Annotated in this window: 10 protein-coding genes; 9 read left to right on the top strand and 1 reads right to left on the bottom strand. The window is 50.5% G+C overall.

Annotation, left to right across the window (positions count from 1 at the left end):
- Positions 1 to 262: 262 nt before the first annotated feature.
- Positions 263 to 553 carry a hypothetical protein gene (locus FFM79_RS09530; RefSeq protein WP_137643247.1) on the bottom strand — a complete coding sequence of 97 codons (291 nt, stop codon included), beginning with the start codon at positions 551 to 553 and terminating at the stop codon, positions 263 to 265.
- Between the two features lie 239 nt (positions 554 to 792).
- Here FFM79_RS09530 and FFM79_RS09525 point away from each other — a divergent pair, with 239 nt between their 5' ends.
- From FFM79_RS09525 to FFM79_RS09485, 9 genes are all read left to right on the top strand, one after another.
- The gene (locus FFM79_RS09525; protein ID WP_137643246.1) at positions 793 to 1,083 is read left to right on the top strand and encodes a hypothetical protein; all 291 of its coding nucleotides are present in this window, start codon (positions 793 to 795) and stop codon (positions 1,081 to 1,083) included.
- Between the two features lie 168 nt (positions 1,084 to 1,251).
- Complete coding sequence (locus FFM79_RS09520) at positions 1,252 to 4,452, top strand: CapA family protein (RefSeq protein ID WP_137643245.1); 3,201 nt, start codon at positions 1,252 to 1,254, stop codon at positions 4,450 to 4,452.
- A gap of 80 nt (positions 4,453 to 4,532) precedes the next feature.
- Complete coding sequence (locus FFM79_RS09515; RefSeq protein ID WP_137643285.1) at positions 4,533 to 5,174, top strand: DNA-3-methyladenine glycosylase; 642 nt, start codon at positions 4,533 to 4,535, stop codon at positions 5,172 to 5,174.
- A 120-nt stretch (positions 5,175 to 5,294) separates the two neighbouring features.
- Positions 5,295 to 6,245: a 50S ribosomal protein L11 methyltransferase gene (prmA, locus tag FFM79_RS09510; protein WP_137643244.1), complete on the top strand. Its 951-nt coding sequence runs from the start codon at positions 5,295 to 5,297 to the stop codon at positions 6,243 to 6,245.
- 24 nt (positions 6,246 to 6,269) lie between these two features.
- Positions 6,270 to 7,028 carry a 16S rRNA (uracil(1498)-N(3))-methyltransferase gene (locus FFM79_RS09505; protein WP_137643243.1) on the top strand — a complete coding sequence of 253 codons (759 nt, stop codon included), beginning with the start codon at positions 6,270 to 6,272 and terminating at the stop codon, positions 7,026 to 7,028.
- Positions 7,029 to 7,748: 720 nt separating this feature from the next.
- The gene (locus FFM79_RS09500) at positions 7,749 to 8,180 is read left to right on the top strand and encodes a hypothetical protein (RefSeq protein WP_137643242.1); all 432 of its coding nucleotides are present in this window, start codon (positions 7,749 to 7,751) and stop codon (positions 8,178 to 8,180) included.
- Between the two features lie 169 nt (positions 8,181 to 8,349).
- On the top strand, positions 8,350 to 8,541 hold the full coding sequence (locus FFM79_RS09495) for a hypothetical protein (protein ID WP_225424426.1): 192 nt from the start codon (positions 8,350 to 8,352) through the stop codon (positions 8,539 to 8,541).
- Positions 8,542 to 8,754: 213 nt separating this feature from the next.
- Positions 8,755 to 20,013, top strand: coding sequence for a KxYKxGKxW signal peptide domain-containing protein (locus FFM79_RS09490; RefSeq protein WP_307723036.1), 11,259 nt, complete (start codon positions 8,755 to 8,757; stop codon positions 20,011 to 20,013).
- A gap of 176 nt (positions 20,014 to 20,189) precedes the next feature.
- Complete coding sequence (locus FFM79_RS09485; protein ID WP_137643240.1) at positions 20,190 to 21,836, top strand: glycosyl transferase family 1; 1,647 nt, start codon at positions 20,190 to 20,192, stop codon at positions 21,834 to 21,836.
- Position 21,837: the final 1 nt, after the last annotated feature.

The raw sequence follows: 21,837 nt of genomic DNA, 5'->3' as shown, positions 1-21,837 counted from the left end.
GTAAGTTCGCTAAAACAAGGAAGCTTCCTTTTTTTGCGCGCCTTTTTTTCAAAAAGAGTGGCATTTAAATGTGAGTGCTCGGTTCGTCAATAGTGGCTGTAACCAAAAAAGCGGCTGTGATTTGATCCCAGCCGCTTGTGTGTCGCCCTCCCAGCCCCATTATCGCACAGGATGAGCACGGCGTAAAACCGGACACTAGCTAGTATTTGGCACGTGCGCTTGGTACTAGCAACTAATTAATTGTACGGGCTAGCCCTCAGTGCTAACCCCAACTATTTTCCATGCGGGGTAGTTGGAGGAGGCCGTCATTTTCGGGATCGGTATTGCCAATTGTTTGTAAGCGCCAAGTTCCCGTTGAATCCTTATTGGCAACGACTTTTTTACGTTTGCCATCTTGATTTTTATAAAAGCAATTCTCGTGGTCGGCGCCAATCGCCCGGGCTAGGACGTGGTTGGGACTAACGTAGCCGTCGCTCGTTTGGAACTTTTCAATCTCGTCAACCGTGGTTGGCGCTTGGTGCCCGCGCCGGTAGATCTTTTCAACTAAAATCACTGTTTTTCCCCCTAAGTATCCGCGTCATTAATCGCCATTTAGTTTACCATAACTGTCTAAATTCGGTGCGATTTAGCGCCGGCTTAGTCAAATTATAATCTTTAAGCCGGTTTCTTGAAAGACCGGCGGTAAATTGATACAATAACTGTTTAAAATCTGTTATAATATTTTGCAGATATGAATTAATTGCAATTATTATAATTTAATCAATTTCACGTTGTGAAGGAGAGATAAACGGCATGTTAAAACGCACGAAACAGTTTCTGCGATCGATTCATTACGATTATGATAAGCGATATATTCGACCGCTGATGGTGCCCGATAGCGTTTACGTGTTGAAATTCGGTAAGGACCATCGAAATAATCGCGTGGTCGTGAAGTATAGTCATACTTGGACAGGTCGCGTTAAAATCAATGAGATTGCGGTGCGCTTGCATAAGCAGAAGCACCCACGAATTTTTAAGCACGAAGCGGATTTGGTCAAGTATTTGAATAAACACTTAGCGAAAAGAGCGTCCGAAGAAGAGTAGGCGCTCTTTTTTGCTACGCAATTTTCAAGCGATTAAAAGCGTGAATAATTGTCCCCCTGAACGAACTTGAATATACTGTTAATTAACAAGAAAGCGGGTCGTCTAGGTGCGGTTGAAACCGCTTGCGGTCATTAATGGCCGGATGACTGCGTTGAGGGGGAAAAATGAATGACACCATTAAAGATGCAAACCATTGCCGAAATCGTGGGTGGGACGTGGGTCGTTGAACCGGCCAACGTTTCCGATCCAGTTCTACACTTCGCGTTGTATACCGGCGAACTCCAAAAAGGAATTGGGCCGGTAAATTTGTTATTTGCGATGTCGCTAGACCACTGGCAAAAGGGCACCGGGAATACCGGTGTTTACGCCAACACGTTTAAAGATAACCACGCGGCGGTCCGGACGCAGCAACGTCACCTGAAAATGGCCATCGTGGAACGACCGGTTCCAGATTCACCCGTGCCGCAACTGTTGGTCTCGAACGCCTACGAAGCACTGCAAAAGTTAGTGGTAGCCACGGCCGCGGATTATACGGGTAAAAGCATTGCCGTCACGGGGTCGGTTGGTAAGAGTACTACCAAAACGTTTATCGCGGCGCTACTCGGTTACCTTGGTTCCACGAGTAGTTCGGTTGGTAACCATAATTCACGAACGAGCGTTAAAATCCAGGCCCTGAATCACGGTCAGGGTGCGTTTAACGTGTTTGAAATTGCGGGTATCGCACTGGGGTACCGGGAGGCTAACCACGAAACGGGTGGCGTGGCGGCCTTACTGACTTTAGATTTAGCCGTTTTGACCCAAGTAGATGCCGGGCAAAAGGGCTGGAGCGCCAGTAAAACCGCGGACGTTAAAACCCGGATTGCCGTTAACTTAAAACCAGACGGGCACTTCTTAATTAACGGCGAAATCCAAAACCTGGCGGAAACGCAAGCCTTTGCCCGGCGGTTTACCACTAACCTGCTCACGTACGGGCTGACCCCGGACAATGATTATTACGGTACCATCACCGCGGACGGGCAGTTGCGGGTCACGCGGGCTAGCCGGACGATTGCAACGGTCAACGCCACCGGCTTGGATCACGGCACGATTAGTGATATGGTGGCCGCCTTGGCCGCCTTTGACTTGATGGGCGGAACGGCCACGCCGGCTATGATGACTGCGTTTGGTGAGCTTTGTGCCCAAACGACCACCCATAAAGTGAGCCAGTTTGTGGCTAATAATCGGACCATCACGGTCATTGATGATACCCATAATGCTGAATTATTGTCGATTAAAAATTTTATTGATTTTGCGGTCGCGTATCCCACCAAACCTAATCAACGTAAAATTTTTATCGAGGGGCGGGTCCGGGATTTACGGGGGTTTTCGTACCAAACCCACTTAGAAGTGGTTCAGCGACTAAACGAGGCGCAATTTGATCACTTCTATCTTTACGGGCCGGAGATGGACTGGGTGATTCCAGCCGCTGATCAAGGCTCCTTTGGCGGTTACTATACGACCCCACGCCAGGTTTTGCGGGCGATTGCGGCCGAACCCCAGCAGGAACTCGTAATCTTTATTAAGGCGGACAGCCGGGCCAGTACCATTGACCAGATTGGTCAGACGTTACGTCAGCACTTGGATTACCAGGCGAGCACGGCCAGCAGCTTTGCCATGACGACCGCTAAGCCGGACCAAACGGCGTTTGCCCGTAACGGTGTCGGTCGTCTGCTGGTGATTTTAGAGGTACTTCGACGGGTCGTTTACGGCAAACTGAACTTAACGGATCCGGTTAGCATTACCACCGACTTAGCCAAGGACCGGAGTATCAATAAAGTTGGGCTGACGGTGGGGGATCGCCATTCGGTGTACGACCTAGTGACGTTAGCCATGGTGGCTTCGGCGCCGGACGTTGTTATGAATCTAGCTGAATTTTTGTTTGGCAGTAATCGACAGGCCTTTCACGGTGTGCGCCAACTAGCAAGCGCGCTAGACCTAAATCCGGCCAGCACGACGAACGTAACGGGGCGGCCTGCAAAGTTGCCGCAAAAAACGACCTTAGCGGATTTAGAAAAGATTGGGGCGGCGTATTGCCAACTACCAGATGAAGTGTTTAGTTTACTTAGTATCCAGGAACGAGTCTTTAAGGGCCGGTTGTACCAAAAACGTGCCCAACTCGCGAAGCACGGTCAGGTGAGTGGGGTTCTGTTTACGGACTGGCAGGAGCAAAATGGGTTGTATTTCACACGGGATCAACGCGGCAAGCACGCGGTGGCCTTTCTTAATAGTCCCCACGCAGCCACGGCCGATGCTTACATGGCTGAGCTAGTTACGGCCGCACCGGGGGCGGTTAGACCTCAAGCACCAGTTGAAACGGTAACTCTAACGCAACCACGCTTGAATATCTTAGCGGATACCTATTTTGGAGAGGATTACACGCGTCGGCGCCAACGCCAGCACCGCGTGGATGGGTTACAGAAATTTGGCTACGACCACTCCTTTGCAAAGTTACGGCCGTTTTTTGCCGAGGGCGCCTATAATATTTTTAATTTTGAAGCGGTCTTTGCTCAGGGGGCTAGTCCGTTAGACGGGCTTAAACCGTTCGTTTTGGACGCGGACGCCGCGCCAACGCTCAAGGCACTGCAAACGGTCGGCTTTAATTTAGCACTCCTTGGTAATAACCACGCGAACGATTACGGTCCCGAAGCGCTTACTGCGACCCTGGCAGCGTTTAAACGAGCGAATATGGCCACCCTGGGAGCGGGCGTTGACCGGCTGGCGAGTCGTAAGATCATCGAGTTGCAGTTTGAAGGGCAAACAATCGCGTTATTGAACGGCTATTGGTACCGGCAACAGGCGGAAAACCGGTTTGATTTTTATGCCCGGGCGAACTACGCCGGTGTCAACTGTTTGGATGGGTTATTAGCTGAAGATATTCGAACTTATAAGGCGGCCCATCCGGAGGCGACGGTCATCGTTAACGCGCACTGGGGGACGGATTATGGTGAAATCAAACCCGCCCAACGGCAGACCGCCGAGCGGCTAGTGTTAGCCGGAGCCGACTTGATCATTGGACACGGCCCACACCGCCTCCAACCGATTGAATACGTCGGCCGCACCCCGGTGCTCTATAGTATTGGTAATGGCGTTTTCAATAATAACGGGGAGTTCAAGAAGCGCGGGGTTCCCCCGTACGCCGCGGTCGTGCGGCTCGACCTGGCTAAGCGCGAGCTCTATTGGTGTCCAATTTATGCGGATAACCAAACCACGTTTTGGCAACCTGATTTCGTGAATGCGACCGATTTTGATCAAATTCGGCAGTTAAACGGGCCGCGGTTTAAGACCACTCAGCTGGAGAACCAGGTCAACGCAGTGGTGATTCCCTTTTAGAAGTTAGCAAAGAACCGGCACTTGCTGGTTCTTTTTCTTTGGACGGTGGTATCCTAGGCTTAGTAAGGGAGGTCTTTTTTATCAACTCAGCCATAACCGCATTCTTAACGGACCGGCCCACGCCAACCATTGCCCGGTCACTGTTAGGGCACCAATTACACTTTCAAACGCCGACGGGAAAGCTAACGGCCCTGATCACCGAAACGGAAGCCTATTTGGGCGCGCCAGACGCTGGCGCGCACGCGTATCAAAACCACCAAACGCCCCGTAACCGGGCGCTGTGGCAGCCGGCGGGAACGATTTATATTTACCAGTTGCGGGCTTGGCTGCTTTTGAACCTTGTCACGCAATCTGCGGGGACGCCCGAGTGCGTTTTGATCCGCGCGGTTGAACCGGTCGCGGGCCTGAAACGAATGCAACAAAACCGTGCCCAGACAGGGGCTAACTTGACAAACGGGCCCGGAAAGCTCATGCAAGCGTTAGGTCTGCCGCGAGAATTAAACGGGCACCCCCTGAACGAAAGCGCCCTATCATTGGACATTCAACCGAGTCGGCAGCCAGCCCAAATTGTGACGACGTCTAGAATTGGCATTGTTAATAAGGGGGCGTGGACCCAAGCTGCCCTGCGCTATTACGTGGCCGGTAACCCGTACGTCTCAAAAATTAGTCGCCGGACAGTTGACCATCAGCACCATGGCTGGCTGGTTGCGTCTGAGCGCTAATTTGTGTAACGAAATGGGTTTGTTATATAATTGAATCTAATTGATGGCGGGGCTAGTGCAACGTCTTAATATGGAAGAAAGGATACGCGTTATCATTAAGATAGCGTGGTGGTTAATGAAATGAAATGGACAGAAGTAACCGTCAGCACCTCCAATGAAGCGGTCGAAGCCGTTTCTAACATCTTGATGGAGGCCGGCGCGAGTGGGGTCAAAATTGACGACGCGCTCGATTACTTAAATTTGAAGCCGGACCGGTATGGTGAAATTATCGATTTGGATACGATTCCGCACGTGACCAGTGGTGCACAAATCTCGGCTTACTTTCCCGAAACGGTGTTTGTGCCGGAAATTTTGCCGACTATTAAGCAGCGGGTCACCAAGCTAGCGGATTACGGCTTAGATCCAGCGCCCAACGAAGTTAGCATGGCCGCTTTATCGGATGAAAATTGGGCAACGGCTTGGAAGAAGTATTACCATCCGGTGCGGGTCACCCGCTACATCACGATTGTGCCGAGTTGGGAAGATTATCAGGCCGCTCAGCCCGGGGAACAAGTTCTGCGCTTAGATCCCGGCATGGCCTTTGGAACCGGGACGCACCCGACGACAAAGCTGTGCATTCAGGCGTTAGAGACTGTTATCAATGGTGGCGAGCACCTGTTAGACGTGGGAACTGGCTCCGGCGTGTTGAGTATTGCTGCCAAAGCGATGGGCGTTGGCGACGTTGAAGCTTACGATTTAGATGACGTGGCGGTGCGTTCCGCGCAGACTAATTTGGATTTAAACCCGGTGGCCAAAGACGTGAAGGTCGCGGCTAACGACTTATTGAAGGGCATTCAAACGCAAGCCGATATTATTGTCGCTAATATTTTAGCGGAGATCATTATTCCGTTGGTTCCGCAGGCCCGGGCGAACTTGAAGCGGGGTGGTTACTTTATTACTTCTGGGATTATTGATGATCAGTTTGAAAAGGTGTTAACCGCCATCACCGCGGCCGGTTTTCAAATTAAGCAACAGACGCAAATGGGTGACTGGCACGCGATTGTCGCCTATTTACCAACGGATGAAGATTAGAAACAGGGATAAGTGAGGTAGAACATGCAACGGTATTTTTTGACGCACGCGGTTGCGCCAACGATTGGTACGACTTTTACCGTCAGTGGACCGGACGTCAAACACTGGGTCAAAGTGATGCGAGCCCAGCCTGGTGATCAGGCTGAGTTCGTGACGTCCGCCCAGCAAGTGTTAGTTGCGACGCTAGTGTCAACTGACGGGCAGCAGGCGGTTGCCAAGGTGGTAGCCGTGACGACGCCCGCGGTTGAACTCCCGCTCCCCGTAACGATTGCGTGTGGGTTGTCAAAGGGGGACAAACCCGAGCAAATCGTCCAGCGTGGAACTGAACTGGGCGCGGCTGCGTTTGTTTTTTTTGATAGTCAGTGGGCGGTCGCCAAGTGGGCCCCGGCCAAGCGGGCGCGTAAGCTCGAACGGTTGGCAAAAATTGCCCACGGTGCGGCCGAACAGTCGCACCGGACGGTGATTCCAACCGTCACGTATCAGGATAATTTAGCGGCTTTATTAGCGCACACGCCGTATGATCAGGGCATTGTGGCCTGGGAAGAGTCCGCTAAGCAGGGTGAAAGTAGTCAATTAGTGCAAACGTTGAAACGGATGACCGCGCCCCAGCGCTTATTGGCGGTATTTGGGCCGGAAGGGGGCTTAACTGCAGCCGAGGTGGCGCAGTTGACGACTGCCGATTTTGTTCCGGTTGGATTAGGACCCCGGATTATGCGGGCCGAAACCGCGCCACTATACTTGTTAAGTAACGTTTCTTTTTGGTGTGAACTAATTGCACGTTAAGGTAGTTGGCGTTAGGAGGCTGTGACATTTGTCGCAGCCTCTTTGCGTATTCGTCGCATATTAATAGCCAAAACGTGCGCCAAAAGTCAGCTGGCTCCGCTTAACCCCGCAAGTCAAACAATCCCAGCCCGGGATGATTCATTTTACGCCGTTAACGCGCACCAGCTAACCGCCTTTTGGCACACGCTCTTTTTGGTTGATGAAATTTGAATAGACTTTTTACTCAAATGATCATTTTATCCTTTGATAAATGAAAATGGCTAGACTACTTCTCAAATACGGTGGCGGTAATCAGGATAATGAACAACACTTACCTTTAAGCAAGTAGTTTAGGGGGAAGGCGCGCGGGAATCCGATAGTATTAGTAATGATAGTATTAGTAATAAAGATGAAAAAGAATGATGAAAATAAGTATAAATTGGTTAATAAAGATAGATAAATTACTAAATATAAAAGTATATATATTATTGATTATGAAAGCGCTTTTTGATATTCTACGCATGTACTGGTTAAGCGGCGAAACTAATTTATCAGAATATTAGGTACATAACATTGATTAGGTAATTAACTATTATGTTATCTTAGTACGATTTATTTATAAAATAGAATATTAGGATAATTATTGATTTCAAGTAACTATCGTTCGTTGAAATTGATGCTGGGCTTGATGGCCACGGATCAATAATCCCATTCAGTGGGATTGAAGGGGGGAAGTTAGTAATGAATGCTGTCCAGCCAAGTGATAATAATTCAGAAGCTGCCTTTATTGAAATTGTTAAGCTACAAAAGATGGTTGCAACGCTAACCACACGCTGGTACGAGCTGACCGGATTTAATTTGGATGAGCTCCTTTTTTTAGCTTGCAGTTTTCGTGGCGGCCACCTAACACAACGGGAGTTATTGGGTTACTATCGCGGACAGGCAATTGATTTAACACCATTAGTGAAAAAGTTTCAAGACGCAGGCTGGCTGCAAGCAACTGAATCACCAGCAACGTCTGCCAATTTGGAGTACTGGTTAACGGCAACCGGGCGTGCGCGAGTGGCTACATTGATCACGGAGTTGAAGAAAACTTTGTCGCTTTTTAATGCGGACAACTTTTTTGATGAGTTGGCAGCTTTTAAGCGGACGACCGTTCAAGGCGATGCGTAGGTTGTGATTGTTAAGTAGCGTTGGTGAACTAAATATAAAGTGTGCACTTGTAATTAAGCGTCGAAATAGTTGCTAGTGTATATGCTTTCAAGTACGATAAGAATAATTATTTTTAATAACATATTTATTTAAATTAAAAATAAAGGTTTAGATGTTTGGGGTGGTTGAAATGATATTCACAATTTTTTTTAGTCTAAAATACATGCTTCGAACTGGCGCGTACGTTGCGCTTGGCGGGCTTGTTTTACTTATTCGGCACCACAATCGAAAAAAACGGCGTGCTGAATTAGAACGAGGGACCCGTAAAATGATGCGCGAAACGCCTAAAGACGAAAATGGTAAGTATCCTTGGGAGCGTTAATATTCGGACTCGCCGGGGGAAATTAGCAAGGTTAACTTTGAAAGGGGGGATGCGTTCTGGCGATTTTTTTACCGGTGTTGAAAAATGGATTTACATTCCCATTAATGCCATAAATGAGGCTTAAGTTGGTTAGCGTTCTAATGGTTTGGATAACCGACTAACTTGATGGTCCGGCTTAACGTGGGAAACTATAAAATGGAGGCGGGTTCATAGATGAAATTTCTTAGAAACCGAGCTTTTAAGGGAGATCCCAAATTACGGTACAAAATGTTCAAAAAAGGGAAGGCCTGGATTTTTACAACTATCGCGGCCTTCACGCTTGCTAGCGGTTCACAATTAGCTGCGCGTGCCGATAGTAGTCAGGATGCCGAAGCAGCAAACCAAAGCTCGTTGGTAAGTACGTCATCCGGGGCGGACCCCGGGACGGCAATTGAAGAAGAAACGGAACCAGAAAATGAAAAAGAAGCGGACGCGACGGGAACCGACGCTGCCGCTCAAGCTGCGATGTTAGCAGCAAACGCGGGTACGGAAAATGAGCCAGCAACAACTGGTGCGCAACCGACAAGCACGACTGACACACAAACGGACGTGCAGACGACGGAGACGAGTTCGGTTGCTGCAGCGCAAGATGAGCTGACACCAGCAACGGAAACGAGCTCAGCAGCAGAAACACCGCCAACGGTCGTGGCGCAATCAGAAGTTGATACGTCAACAGATGTGCCAACGAGTACGACGGACACGAATGTAGCCAAAAAGAGCGATACCAGTTCAAGTGTGGAGACCGAAACTGATACCGCAACCTTAGCAACTGAGAACGATCAGCAAACGCAACCTGAAAATCAGAATAACGTTAACGAAAGCTTCAGTACTAACGAATATCTTAACACATCCTTAGTTCGGACTGCTAATATTTCGAAGTTAAGCTTAGATACTGATTTGGAACAAGTTGATCCTGAAACTGAACATACTGACAGCACGGCAGCAGAAAATGCTGCTTCGGCAGCGACTGAGGCACAGTCGTCTGCCACCGTTGCAAATACGTATGCGGATGCTGTTCAGACCGATGCCGTCAAAGCAGCCGTTAGTGGTGCGAACGGTGCAGCAAGTCAGGCAGCTTATCAGGCAGAAGTCGCTAAACATTATAATAGTTTAGCTAACATGTACATGTACACGATGGATGATAACGTTGGTTCGGCGGTTGATAATGCGCAATCATTAGCGACCGCTCAAAATTTGGCGACGAGTGCGGTTGAAGCGGCCATTGCGGCAGCGGCGACGGCTAGTTCTTATACGAACGTGGCAAGTACTGCGGCTGCCCAAGGCTTAGTTGAAATGGCTAAAACGCAAGCCTTGAACGCGAGTTCGGCGGCAACTAACGCACAACAATTGGCAAATAGCGCGGTTAAGGCGGCTAACGAGGCTTATTTAGCAACACAATATGATAAGACGAACGCTAACGTCTCAGCAGCTTATCAGGCTGCAAGTAACGCGGCGGTCCAAGCGACAAGTGCAGCTAATGCGGCGGTCAGCGCTGCCGATGATGCGGCCAATCAAGCGGCCAACGTAGCTAGCGCTGCTGAAGAGGATGATTTTGATAAGGCCTATTCAGCGTATCACACAACGGTGAGTGCAACGACCTTGGCAAATAGTGAAAACTCAGCGGCCAATACAGCTTATGATACTGCTCAAACGCAAACGACGGTGGCAGTTACAACGGCAATCGCTGATCGAGCACAGGCGGCCAGTGCCAGTGCGACGGCGGCTAATGAAAGTAACACGATTGCAGCATCTGCGGCGACTGAAGCGGGTGGCTATTCTGGCCAACAAGCTTCTTCATACGCTACGGAAGCCCAAACGGCAGCCACGGCGGCAACGAATGCTTATTCACTGGCAAGCTCGGCTGCAGCCGCGGCAGCTAACGAAGCAACCCCCCTGTTAGCAAATTCGCAAGCGCGGGTCGCCGAATCGGCCGCCAGTGATGCGGCGAGTTATGCGGCCATCGCGGTAACCAACGCTGCTTTAGCGAAAAAGTTCAATACGGAAACGCAAAACCAAGCAGTCAGTGATCATGATGATACGGTACTAACCCTTAAGTCAGCAACGACTGCCGTAAATGTTGGTGATGAAATTAGTGTTGAAATCGAAACGTTGGTCCCTGGTAAAAACTCGCTAGGAATGGATACGGTCGTTGTTGGAACGCCGAAGTACCAATGGAAAGTTTCGACGGATGGAACGACTTGGCAAGATATTACTGGCGCGACGGACGCGACGTTAACAGCGATGAACCCAGCCGGGACCTATTATTACCAGTTGATTGCTAATGGAAAACGCAATATAACTAGCTCACCAGTCGCGGCTGGCGACTTTATGGCGGCCAGTGAAGTTCTGACGGTAGTTGTCACGGATCCAGCGGGTAATTATACGACGCAAGGGCAGCAAGCTGCTAGTTCGGCGGCTGTTCAAGCTAAGTTAGCGGATGATGCGACTACTGCGGCCTCAAATGCGCTTTCAATTGCAAGTAGTACGGCGGACTTGAACGCGGATGTTTCTGCTCAGGATAATTTTAGTCAGGCCCAGGATGCGTATACTGAAGCTCAGAATTACTTGGGGCTTGCTGAAAGTGCGGCCACGGTAGCTTCAGATGCAGCAGCAAATGCGGCTACTGAAGAAGCAAAAACGAATTACGAAATGGCCAGTTCGTATGTGACTGATGCACAGTCAGCCGCGGCCATTGCAACTGAAAATTCTGATTTAGCGCAAAGCGCGGCGGCCCAAGCAAATTCCTTAGCAAACGAAGCCCTTGGTGCTGCAGCGGATGCTACGGATGATTCTGCAGCACAAAAGTACATGGCAGAGAGTTATGCAGCTGGGGCCAAGACTTCTGCCGAAGCGGCGCTGATGCAAGAATCACTGGCAGCGCAACACGCAACGGATGCTAACGCGGCGTATACCGCAGCTGGTGACCAGTTTATCGATGAAGCCGTTACGGCCTCCAGTCAAGCGACGGATCAGGCAGCAGCTACGGCAAGTAGTTATAATAGTGCCGCTCAAAGTTATGCGGATGCGGCGGCTTCTTATGCCGAGGTTGGTAGTTATATTAAAGCGTTAGCGGCCTCTAATAATGCGGCTACGATGTTGAAACGAGCGACGTCGGCAGCTGATGAAGCGGCGAGTGCGGCCGAGGAAACCATTACGGCCATTGCTGCCTCACAAGCCACTTATTATAATTCGTTAGCAACTGCCGCAAACGATGCGGCTACGACTGCTAACTCAACGGCGGCAGCAACGACGAATGTGCTTAATAGCTTAGCGAGTTATCAACAAAATACAGCGTTAGGAGCGTCGTATGCCGACACGGCAAACGAACAGATCGCTGACGCACAATATACTGCTGGTAAAGCAACCACGGCTGCTAACGAAACGACTCAGCAAATGAGTATGGCTCAATCAGCGGCTACGGCTGGTGATTACGCGGCGGCTAGTTCGTACGTGAACGCGGCCAGTGATGCGGCGAGTGCGGCTAATTCGTATGCGACTGAAGCCAATAGTATGGCGGAAGCAGCAGCCACAGTAGCGGGTGAAGCGGTTAAATATTCAACTGATTTAAGCACGAACGTGGGTAAAGGGACCAACCAAACGCCCAATACAGGGTTACTAGGTCTCATCCGGTATACCGGTGGGATTAGCGTCGAGCCGAAAGCGCTTACTTCAACCACCTCTGGTGGGACGGTTTCACTATCAGCAACTGGGGTTTTGAATTCCTTTGAAATTGGTCCAGTAGCCGGTCCAAAGGGTACTTGGTACGTGAAATCTTCAGCTGGTGATTGGGTTAAATTAGACGGTGATGCCACGGAAGGACGTTTCCTTTGGGATCAAAAGACTACTGGGACCGGTATCCTTTCGCGTTCAATGGGGAGTACGTTGACGATTGACATTGATCCAGACTATACCGGAACGCTCTCTTTCCAATGGGTTGCTGATTTTTCAACTATCGGAATCGGTTCTGTTTGGCGGACTAAGACGGCGGAAGTCGATGTTTACTCCGATGATATTCCAGCAAACAATATTCAAATTAGTGGTGCGGATAAAATTATTTTACCTTCAACGGCGACCGCGGATGACAGTTCGGCTGAAGCTGTTACGAGTGCGTACACGGCAACGACGGATCCGACAAACGCGACCGGTAATATAACTTGGAGTACTAGTGATGCAAGTATTGCAATCGTTGATCAAGCTGGGATGGTTACGGCTGTTGGGTATGGTACCGTGACGGTAACGGCAACAATTACTAATGCAGACGGTACAACTCACAGTGCTTCAAAGCAAGTGGTGGTTTCGAACGGATTACAAAGCACTAGTGTTAATGCTGGTGATACACTTTCCTGGATCTCTGAAGTTGGTAGTACGGCTGCGGAAGATGCGACCTATGCTTGGTACGACCAAGATGGTAATGTTATTGGAACGGATCCGGTACTAACAATCGAAAACGTTACACCCGAAATGGCCGGTAGTTACCAGTTAGTCCAAACCATTGTTGATGATAATGGTAAGTCACAGAACACAACCTTTGGTAGTGCGACATTAACTGTAACGATGATGGAAACCGAAGCAGCTTCTTCTGCTGCAATGCAAGCTAATGACGCTGCATCCATCACCACTGAATATGCTACGATTGCTGACTCGTATGCAAACGTTGCAGCTCAGTATACAGATACTAGTGATCAATCTAGTTCGTACGCCGTTCAAGCGGCAACTGCGGCCCAGGAGGCAAAAGATGCTAGTGCGGCGGCAGAAGCGGCTGCTACTGCTGCCCAAGAGGCCCGAGAAGAAGCTAACTCTTATGAAAATGAAGGTAACCGAGAATCAGCTGCTGCCTCTAAGGAAAAGGCTAAGAGCGCTGCTGCGGAAGCTGAAAGTCATAAGAAGAAGGCTGCCGCTGCTGCGGACGACGCTGGGTACTACGCAGACTTAGCTGCTAATATTTTGGATGATACTGATTCTGATAGCGACTCAGATGCTGATGGTGATTCCGACTCCGACGGTGACTCAGATTCCGACGCGGACGGCGATTCGGATTCCGATGGTGATTCGGATGCTGATAGCGATTCTGACGCGGACGGCGATTCAGATTCCGATAGTGACTCTGACTCCGATGGTGATTCAGATTCTGACGGCGACTCAGACGCGGATGGCGATTCAGATTCCGATGGCGATTCAGATGCTGATGGCGACTCGGATTCCGATGGCGACTCAGATGCTGATGGCGATTCAGACTCCGACAGTGACTCAGACGCGGATAGCGATTCTGACTCTGACGGCGATTCGGATTCGGACGGCGACTCGGATTCGGACGGCGACTCGGATTCGGATGGTGATTCAGACTCTGACGGTGATTCAGACTCCGACGGCGATTCAGATGCTGATGGCGACTCGGATTCTGACAGCGACTCCGATTCGGATAGTGATTCGGATTCTGACGGTGATTCAGATTCCGATGGTGATTCGGATGCGGACGGCGATTCGGATTCCGATGGCGACTCAGATGCTGATGGCGATTCCGACTCCGACAGTGACTCTGACTCTGATGGTGATTCGGATTCCGACGGCGACTCCGATTCGGATGGCGACTCTGATGCCGATGGTGATTCCGACTCCGACGGCGATTCGGATTCCGATAGTGATTCCGATTCGGATTCTGACTCTGATGCCGATGGCGATTCCGATTCCGACAGTGATTCGGATTCCGACGGCGATTCGGATGCTGATGGCGATTCGGATTCTGATGGTGACTCTGATGCGGACGGCGACTCTGACTCCGATGGTGATTCCGACAGTGATTCTGACAGCGACTCAGATTCGGATGGCGACTCTGACTCCGACGGCGACTCTGACGCCGACAGTGATTCTGACGCGGACGGCGATTCTGATAGCGATAGCGACTCAGATTCTGATGGTGATTCCGACTCCGACGGCGACTCAGATTCTGATGGCGACTCAGACGCGGATGGCGACTCTGACGCCGACAGTGACTCCGATTCGGATGGTGACTCTGATGCGGACGGCGACTCTGATTCCGATAGTGATTCTGACGGCGACTCGGATGGCGACTCGGATTCTGATGGCGACTCGGATTCTGACGGTGACTCGGATTCCGATGGTGATTCTGATTCTGACGGCGATTCTGATTCGGATGGTGACTCTGACGCTGACGGTGATTCTGATTCTGACGGCGACTCGGATTCTGATGGCGACTCGGATTCCGACAGCGACGCTGACTCGGATTCTGATGGCGATTCCGACTCCGACGGCGACGCTGACTCCGATTCTGACGGTGACTCGGATTCAGATGGTGATTCCGACTCCGACGGTGATTCGGATGCAGACGGCGATTCAGATTCTGATGGTGACTCGGATTCCGATGGTGATTCCGACTCCGACGGCGATTCAGATTCGGATGGTGATTCGGATTCTGATGGCGACTCGGATTCTGACGGCGACTCGGATTCCGATGGTGACTCGGATTCCGATGGTGACTCGGATTCCGATGGCGATTCCGACTCCGACGGTGACTCGGATTCCGATGGTGATTCAGATTCCGACAGCGATTCCGACTCCGACGGCGATTCAGATTCGGATGGTGATTCCGACAGTGATTCGGATGCAGACGGCGATTCAGATTCCGATGGCGATTCCGACTCTGATGGCGATTCCGACTCTGATGGCGATTCAGATTCGGACAGTGATTCAGATTCGGATGCGGACGGTGATTCAGACGCAGATGGCGATTCTGATTCTGACGGCGACTCGGATTCCGATGGCGATTCCGACTCCGACGGCGACTCAGATTCTGATGGCGATTCAGATTCCGACAGCGATTCCGATTCTGATGGTGATTCTGACTCCGACGGCGATTCGGATGCTGATGGCGACTCAGATTCGGATGGTGATTCAGATTCTGACGGCGACTCGGATTCTGATGGTGATTCAGATTCTGACGGCGATTCTGATTCTGACGGCGACTCAGATTCCGACAGCGATTCCGACGGCGATTCCGATTCCGACAGTGACTCTGACTCCGACGGCGATTCTGACTCTGACGGCGATTCAGATTCTGATGGCGATTCTGACTCTGATGGCGACTCGGATTCTGATAGCGACTCGGATTCTGATAGTGATTCGGATTCCGACGGCGACTCAGATTCCGATGGTGATTCGGATTCTGACGGCGACTCGGATTCGGATGGTGATTCGGATGCGGACGGCGATTCGGATGCGGACGGCGATTCAGATTCGGATGGCGATTCGGATTCTGACGGTGACTCTGACTCCGATGGTGATTCAGATTCTGACGGCGACTCGGATTCGGATGGCGACTCGGATTCGGATGGTGACTCAGATTCCGACGGCGACTCTGACGCGGATGGTGACTCAGATTCGGATGGCGATTCCGACTCCGACGGCGACTCAGATTCTGATGGCGATTCAGATTCCGACAGCGATTCGGATTCTGACGGTGACTCTGACTCCGACGGCGACTCAGATTCGGATGGTGATTCGGATTCTGACGGCGATTCAGATGCCGACAGTGACTCTGACTCCGACGGCGACTCAGATTCTGACGGTGACTCTGACGCGGATGGTGACTCGGATTCCGACGGTGACTCAGATTCGGATGGCGATTCCGACTCCGACGGCGACTCAGATTCGGATGGCGATTCGGATTCTGACAGCGATTCGGATTCCGACGGCGACTCAGATTCAGATGCCGATGGTGACTCAGATTCAGATGGCGATTCCGACTCCGACGGCGACTCGGATTCCGATGGTGATTCCGACTCCGACGGCGACTCAGATGCGGACGGCGATTCAGATTCCGACAGCGATTCCGACTCCGACAGCGATTCAGATTCCGACGGCGATTCTGATAGCGATAGCGACTCAGATTCGGATGGTGATTCCGACTCCGACGGAGACTCCGATTCTGATGGCGACTCTGACTCAGATTCCGACGGTGACTCGGATGCTGATGGTGATTCAGATTCCGACAGCGACTCTGACTCCGATGGCGATTCCGATTCGGATGGTGACTCTGATGCGGACAGCGATTCCGACTCCGACGGCGACTCCGATTCCGACAGCGACTCTGACTCTGATTCGGATGGCGATTCGGATGCGGACGGCGACTCAGATTCTGATGGCGACTCTGATTCCGACAGCGATTCGGATGCGGACGGCGATTCCGATTCCGACGGCGATTCCGATTCCGACGGTGACTCAGATTCTGATGGTGATTCGGATTCTGATGGTGATTCAGACTCCGACGGAGACTCAGATTCCGATGGCGATTCCGATGCCGATAGTGATTCGGATGCCGATAGCGATTCGGATGCCGATAGCGATTCAGATTCGGATGGTGATTCGGATTCTGACGGCGACTCAGATTCGGATGGTGATTCGGATTCTGATGGTGACTCGGATGCGGACGGCGACTCTGACTCCGATGGTGATTCAGATTCGGACGGCGACTCGGATTCTGACGGCGATTCCGACTCCGACGGCGACTCGGATTCCGACGGTGATTCTGACTCCGACGGCGATTCTGACTCTGACGGCGATTCAGATTCGGATGGCGATTCTGACTCTGATGGCGACTCGGATTCTGACAGCGACTCCGATTCGGATAGTGATTCGGATTCCGATGGCGATTCAGATGCCGACAGCGATTCCGATTCGGATGGTGACTCTGATGCGGACGGCGACTCTGATTCCGATAGTGATTCTGACGGCGACTCGGATGCGGACAGCGATTCCGACTCCGACGGCGACTCCGATTCCGACAGCGACTCTGACTCTGATTCGGATGGCGATTCGGATGCGGACGGCGACTCTGACGCGGACGGCGACTCAGATTCTGATGGTGATTCGGATTCTGACGGTGATTCGGATGCTGATGGCGATTCGGATTCTGACGGTGACTCAGATTCCGACAGTGATTCGGATTCCGACGGCGACTCAGATTCCGACAGTGATTCGGATTCCGACAGCGACTCTGACTCCGACGGCGATTCCGACTCCGACAGCGATTCAGATTCTGATGGTGACTCGGATGCGGACGGCGACTCAGATGCTGATGGCGATTCGGATTCTGATGGTGACTCTGACTCCGACGGCGATTCAGATTCTGATGGTGATTCCGACAGCGATTCGGATGGTGACTCAGACGCGGATGGCGATTCTGACTCCGATAGTGATTCCGACGCCGATAGTGATTCCGACGCCGATGGTGACTCAGATTCTGATGGTGACTCGGATTCTGACGGCGACTCTGATTCCGATAGTGATTCTGATAGTGACTCAGATTCTGATGGCGATTCAGATTCCGATAGTGATTCCGATAGCGACTCAGATTCTGATGGTGATTCCGACTCCGACGGCGATTCCGATTCTGATAGCGACTCAGATTCGGATGGTGATTCGGATTCTGACGGCGACTCGGATGCTGATGGCGATTCCGATTCGGATTCTGACGGCGACTCAGATTCGGATGGCGATTCCGATTCCGACAGCGACTCTGACGCAGATTCGGATGGCGATTCCGATTCCGACAGCGACTCTGACGCAGATTCGGATGGTGATTCAGATTCCGACAGCGACGCTGACTCGGATTCGGATGGTGATTCAGATTCCGACAGCGACTCTGACTCGGATTCGGATGGTGATTCGGATTCTGACGGCGACTCGGATTCCGACAGCGACTCTGACTCGGATTCGGATGGCGATTCGGATTCTGACGGCGACTCAGATTCCGACAGCGATTCTGACTCCGACGGCGATTCTGATAGCGATAGCGACTCAGATTCGGATGGTGATTCAGACTCCGACGGCGACTCAGATTCGGATGGCGATTCGGATGCCGATAGCGATTCGGATTCGGATGGTGATTCGGATTCTGACGGCGACTCAGATTCGGATGGTGATTCTGACGCCGACAGTGACTCAGATTCGGATGGTGATTCAGACTCCGACGCGGATGGCGATTCAGATTCCGACAGCGACTCTGACTCCGACGGCGATTCCGACTCCGACAGCGATTCCGATTCTGATGGTGACTCTGACTCCGACGGCGATTCGGATGCGGACGGTGATTCAGATTCCGACAGCGATTCCGATTCTGATGGTGATTCCGACAGCGACTCAGATTCTGATGGTGATTCCGACTCCGACGGCGACTCAGATTCTGATGGCGACTCTGACGCCGACAGTGACTCAGATTCGGATGGTGATTCGGATTCCGACGGTGACTCGGATGCTGATGGTGATTCAGATTCCGACAGCGACTCTGACGCGGATGGCGACTCTGATTCCGATAGTGATTCTGACGGCGATTCCGATTCCGACAGCGACTCTGACTCGGATTCTGACGGTGACTCGGATTCCGATGGTGATTCGGATGCAGACGGCGATTCCGATTCCGACAGCGATTCCGATTCTGATGGTGACTCTGACGCTGACAGTGATTCCGACTCCGACGGCGATTCCGATTCCGACAGCGACGCTGACTCGGATTCTGACGGTGACTCAGATTCGGATGGTGATTCGGATTCTGACGGCGATTCCGACTCCGACGGCGACTCAGATTCGGATGGCGACTCAGATTCGGATGGCGATTCCGATTCCGACAGCGACTCTGACGCAGATTCGGATGGTGATTCAGATTCCGACAGCGACTCTGACTCGGATTCGGATGGTGATTCAGATTCCGACAGCGACGCTGACTCGGATTCTGACGGTGACTCAGATTCGGATGGTGATTCGGATTCTGACGGCGATTCCGACTCCGACGGCGACTCAGATTCTGATGGCGATTCAGATTCGGATGGCGACAGTGACTCAGATTCGGATGGTGACTCTGACTCGGATGGTGATTCAGACGCAGATGGCGATTCCGATACAGACAGTGATTCTGATTCTGACTCGGATTCCGACAGCGACAAAGATCCAAATGCCAATGTTGATTCGGACCTGAATTACGAAACAGACACTGACGCTGATGATGAGATTGATGCTGAAACGGATCTTGATCCGGATGGTGATTCTGATGCTGATAGTGATTCTGACGCTGATAGTGAAGTTGATTTTGGGGCTGCTAACGGTGGTAGTGGCAACGGCAATGGTTCTGCGGATCATTTGACGAATCTTGGAGTTGGCTCAACTGGTGTAAATGGTAGTGGCCAAATTGGTGGTCAGACTGTAGGTACCGGCATGAATCAAACACAATTAGGTTCAGATGGTCTTGGTACTGGTACTGCTGATGACTCATCAGCAACCGGTATGCAGACTGGTACTGATGGATTACCACAAACTAATGAGGCTAATAATGCACACCAAACGGTAATCGGAAGCTTGCTCCTAGCAGTTAGTGGTGTACTGACCCTCTTTGGCTTTGGTAGTAAGAAGCATCGTGAAGAGTAATTAATAGCTGTAAAATGCAAGCGCTTTATCCAAACCGAGCTAGCTTGGTTTAGACCAAGCTAACTTAAGCATAAATGAACCTACGGGATGCATCCCGTAGGTTTACATAGAACAAGATACTGGCTACGTTTGGTAGCCAAACATAGGTTAAAAAAATAAATAGGGTGGCGTAACTAATGCAAAAATCGTTTGTAAATCAATTGGAGCACGCCTTAGTTGGAACGGGAAATTTATTAGATTGGGGAACCAATACTGTGACGTTAGCGTTGTCGGTTTCGGATCGACGGCACCGTGCCCAGGTTACTTTTATTCGACATAAAACGTTTAAACGTGCTTGGGAAGAAGTGGCGCACCAATTAGCTGAAACCCCTCATGATAGCTGGGTTCGAATCGAAAGCGTTCAGGGCGTACAACGTTTAAGTCGAACAGATTTTGAAAAACAGTTGGCAGCGGTTGTTCGAATGAATTACTGGCGTCGCGGCGTTAGCTTTGACGCTGAATTTAAGACGGCGATGCTGGAAATGGAAATCAACGGTAATGCTTGTTTTCGTCCGGTAAAGGCACACAAAATTGGTCGAAATGGCGCCCATGCGTGGGTTGATTATCCGCGAGTAGAAAAATATCTCAAGAAACGAAATGGCAGCGTTTCTCCGGAAATCCGGACGAGTGCGTTTGTATGGACTTTTACAACTGCGGGAATTTTTACGGATGGAAAAGTAGTCTATGATTTATCGACGCAGAATAAATACACGACTGGCATGCGGGAAATAACTGATTTTCAGATTGAACTGGCGCATTCAATTGACGTTGGGGAAACGTTTTTGAGACATCAGTTACGTGAAGATGGTCAATTTATTTACGGTTATTTTCCAGCTCGGCAGTTAGTGCTAAAAAATTACAATATGATTCGGCACTTTTCATCGTTATATGCATTGATGGAAGCAATTGAGTTCACCGGACGAACGGAAGGGTATGCACAAGTGAAGCAGGCCCTTCAATGGGGAATTGAGCACGCCCTACTTGAAAAAGATGGTGCTGCTTTTATTAATGATAAGGGTGAAGTTAAATTAGGTGGTCAAGGAATGTTGATGTTGGCATTAAGCAAATACCAATCATTAACTGGGGATGCAACGTTTGCGCCGGTATTGGAAAAAGTCTTTAAGTGTGTGCCGGCGTTTATTCAGCCAGATGGAAAGTTAGTACACGTTCTTAATCCAGATTTGTCGGTTAAGAATGCGTTTCGGATTATTTATTACGAGGGAGAAATCGTTTTTGGCTTAACGCGTCTTTATGAACTAACAAAGCGTCCGGCGGTCTTAAAGCAGATTCAATCAATTTTAGACTACATGGTAGCGCATAACTATGGTAAGTATCATGATCATTGGATTTCTTACGCTGTTAATGAAGCGTTACACGTTTTCCCTAATAATCGGCAATATATGGCAATGGGCTTGAAGAATGCATTTGGCCATTTGAAGTTTATGGAGGACCGTGAAACGGCGTATCCAACCTTGTTAGAATTGCTTGACGCTGCCGTTAAGATGATTGATTTAGTTCGGCAATCGGGCAATGAAGATTTGCTCGCTCAGTACGATGTGATCCGGCTACGACGGGCATGGACATACCGGGCAAAGTATGAATTACTTGCGGGAAGTTTTCTACCTGAATTAGCAATGTATTTTTATTATCCGCAAAAGTTTATTGGTGGCTTTCATGCGCGTCACGATAATTTTCGGACCAGAATCGATGATTGCGAGCACTTTTTGTCGGGACTCATTAATTATTACGATTATGCTTATGACCGGCGTCAGACGAGTCATTAGA

This window comes from Lactiplantibacillus modestisalitolerans (assembly GCF_005405425.1).
Lineage (GTDB): Bacteria > Bacillota > Bacilli > Lactobacillales > Lactobacillaceae > Lactiplantibacillus > Lactiplantibacillus modestisalitolerans.
This window is presented reverse-complemented; position numbering and strand designations above follow the sequence as displayed.